Genomic DNA, 2,867 nt, shown 5'->3' on the forward strand with positions numbered 1-2,867 from the left:
ACATAATTTGAACACAAAAAAAGCCACAGTCCTACCGTGACTTTTGTATACATTTTATTTAATACAGTTACACATTAAATTTAAAAAAGCTTAAATTACATGATATTAAAGCCTAATACATATTCCCGTAGGATTTTAATATTGCTTAGCGTATCCAGTTTTCTTGATGAAAGTAAATTTGTTGTTTTAATCATAGCTATAGTCCTCCCCAGGAATTAATGTATTTTTATATTACTTCTATAGACTACCACGGAATTCTTTGGAAATCAAGGGATCTTTAATAAATTCCTTCTTAAATAGCAAAAAACCTCTGGAAATAACAAAAAGCACTAATTTGTTAGCACTTTTTTATTTAATTGAAACAAATCTAACTTCCACTATAGTCTACCTTTTGCTAAGTTACTTACGAAGTAACCACCAAGCATCACTCCCATAAAATCCACAATTTCTATATAATCTTTCTGGATTTGTCCCATTACCTACTTCAACTGACCAATTATTTCATATCATTGCAGAGCAAAAATAGTCTATTATATTGCTCATGTTCAGGATAATAAATATCTTGATACTTAACAACACTAAAATAATCCCTTAATAACTTGTCCCACTCTTCAGTAGTTTGATTCCATAAAAATAATCCATCATCTAAAAGGTTATCTTCTATAATTTTTATATCCCATTCTTTAATCTATTCCTCTGTAAGAAAATGATTGAGTTTTATTAATATTTTACTCTCTCCTTTAAGAATACGTTTTATTTCTACTAATACTTTAATAGCATCTGATGGAATTAAATTATCAATTATATTTGATAATACTATAGCACCGTAAGAACTATTAGGAATAGTTTCTAATGACTTTACCTCACCTCTAGTAAAAGCAAAATTACCTGTTTTGCTCCCTTTTTGAATTTCTTTAGCCACTTTAATAGCCTCTTTTGAAATATCAATACCCCTATGATTCTCAGTGCCTCTTAAAGCACATTTAAATAGTAAAACTCCATTACCACATCCAAAATCAAGTATTTAATTTGAACCCTCGCAAAGCCAATCCAAGGCATTGTCTAAGTCACTATGTCCTACACTTTTAGACGTAACTTGTTTTACTTCAAGCTTCCCAAATACATCATTCCAATAGTTTGCACTTCTATCATATGTATCCATATAATCCCTCCGTTACGTTGATACTTTTCTCGCAATTATCTTATTCATAGCATGTTTATGAGGAATCCCAGAAGAATTACAGTCAAAAATAACCTCTTCAAATTCAACAATTTCCCAATCATGATAATAGGTTAGTAGTTCACCTGAAATCCAATTATAAGCATTAGGCTCGTTTTCTGGTGGTTGTGCAATAAATGGTTTTTCTACAAAAACATTAAATACATGGATACCACCATTATTAGTAAATCTTTTATAGTTATGAAATATATCAGGTCTTAATTCTGGTTTTACATAATGGATTACACCACTAGAAAATAGAATATCAAATTTTGAATTTAATCTATAATCATTAATATCTGCTCTAAAAACATTAGCCTTTACTTTCCTCTTACTACATAGATTTATTAACTTCTGAATACCTGCAGTAGATATATCGAAGGCAGAAACATCGTATCCATTTCTTGCGAAAAATATGGAGTCTTTTCCTTCTCCACAGCCAATATCTAAAACTTTAAGACGTTTTATGGGAGGAAGTAATTCCAATACTGAATAACACATTTTCGAAGGTGTTAATCCCCAATAATATTCCTTTATTTGATATTCTTCTTCATAGATACTAGTAATCTCCTCTTGACTTTTAAAACCAAATAATCGATCTAAACTAATTTCTAAAATCTCAGCAATATTAGGAATTAAAGTAATATCTGGTAAGCTATTTCCACATTCCCATTTTGAAACTGCTTGAAAGGTTACTCCTAATTTTCTGGCCAATTCTTCCTGGGTTAATTTTCTTTCTTTACGGTATCTAGAAATATTCTTACCTATAAACTCTTTCGTTTCCATACTGTACCCCCTGCTAAAACTTCATATTTAATTTCTTATCAATATCCTCTATTTAATTATAATTGAACAAAACATATTCTAGCAATAACTGATTGTTCGAAAAGTTTTTCAATTCAATTATTAGTTGAAGAATATAGTATTAGAAACTGTACTTTCCTTAGCTAACTTTTCAGCTTTTTCGTTAGCCGTTGAAGAATATAGTATTATAAACTACACTGGTGAATAGTATAGTTTCTATGTAATCGACTATTCATCAGTTTACTTTTCCATTACATACCTTCTACAACGAAAAGAGAGTTTTAAAGAGAAAAATATCAATATGGGACAAACAATATATTTCTATTGATAACCAATAATTTACAATAAAGTTATAAATAATTAATATCTCTTTACATCAATTTTCTCTTCATCATCCCTAGTTTCTGATTCATTCTCCGACATTGTAAGAATAGCTATAAATAGCAAAGAAAATATTTCACCTAATATAAAAATTAATCCTACGACAAGCGCTAAGGTTTTAATGTATTCAGATGAATCCATTTGTTTTTTAAAATGGATAATAGAATAAAGTGTTATGCAATAAACTACAACTATAACATCTAAAAAAATATCGGCATCTATCCAGATGCAATTACATCTGGTTTCTGCCGATAAGTTCATATAAAAATTATAAACAATTAACTTGTTTCCGTATCACTTACTTCTGCACCAGTCTCAATTTCTGATTCATCATTTCTCGTTGTTAGAAAAGCTACAATAATAAAGGAAAAGGTTCCACCTAGTAATAGACTAAGTATACCAGTAATTATCCCGAGTACAATGTATAAAAATGAACTCATTCGTTTTTTAAAATAGATAATGA

At 29.2% G+C, this 2,867-nt stretch carries 5 protein-coding genes; all 5 read right to left on the minus strand.

Annotated elements, in window-relative coordinates; all coding sequences use genetic code 11:
- Positions 1–688: 688 nt before the first annotated feature.
- A complete protein-coding gene (locus VK071_10875; protein HLR35813.1) occupies positions 689–1,024 on the minus strand; it encodes a class I SAM-dependent methyltransferase in 336 nt (111 codons plus the stop codon).
- Entirely contained in the window at positions 1,025–1,162 is a 138-nt protein-coding gene (locus VK071_10880; protein HLR35814.1) for a hypothetical protein, read from the minus strand.
- Between the two features lie 12 nt (positions 1,163–1,174).
- The gene (locus VK071_10885) at positions 1,175–2,005 is read right to left on the minus strand and encodes a DNA (cytosine-5-)-methyltransferase (protein HLR35815.1); all 831 of its coding nucleotides are present in this window, start codon (positions 2,003–2,005) and stop codon (positions 1,175–1,177) included.
- A 378-nt stretch (positions 2,006–2,383) separates the two neighbouring features.
- Positions 2,384–2,665: a hypothetical protein gene (locus VK071_10890; protein ID HLR35816.1), complete on the minus strand. Its 282-nt coding sequence runs from the start codon at positions 2,663–2,665 to the stop codon at positions 2,384–2,386.
- A gap of 17 nt (positions 2,666–2,682) precedes the next feature.
- A partial coding sequence (locus VK071_10895) for a hypothetical protein (GenBank protein HLR35817.1) occupies positions 2,683–2,867 on the minus strand: 185 nt, incomplete at its 5' end.

The organism is Tissierellales bacterium, from assembly GCA_035301805.1.
GTDB lineage: Bacteria > Bacillota > Clostridia > Tissierellales > DATGTQ01 > DATGTQ01.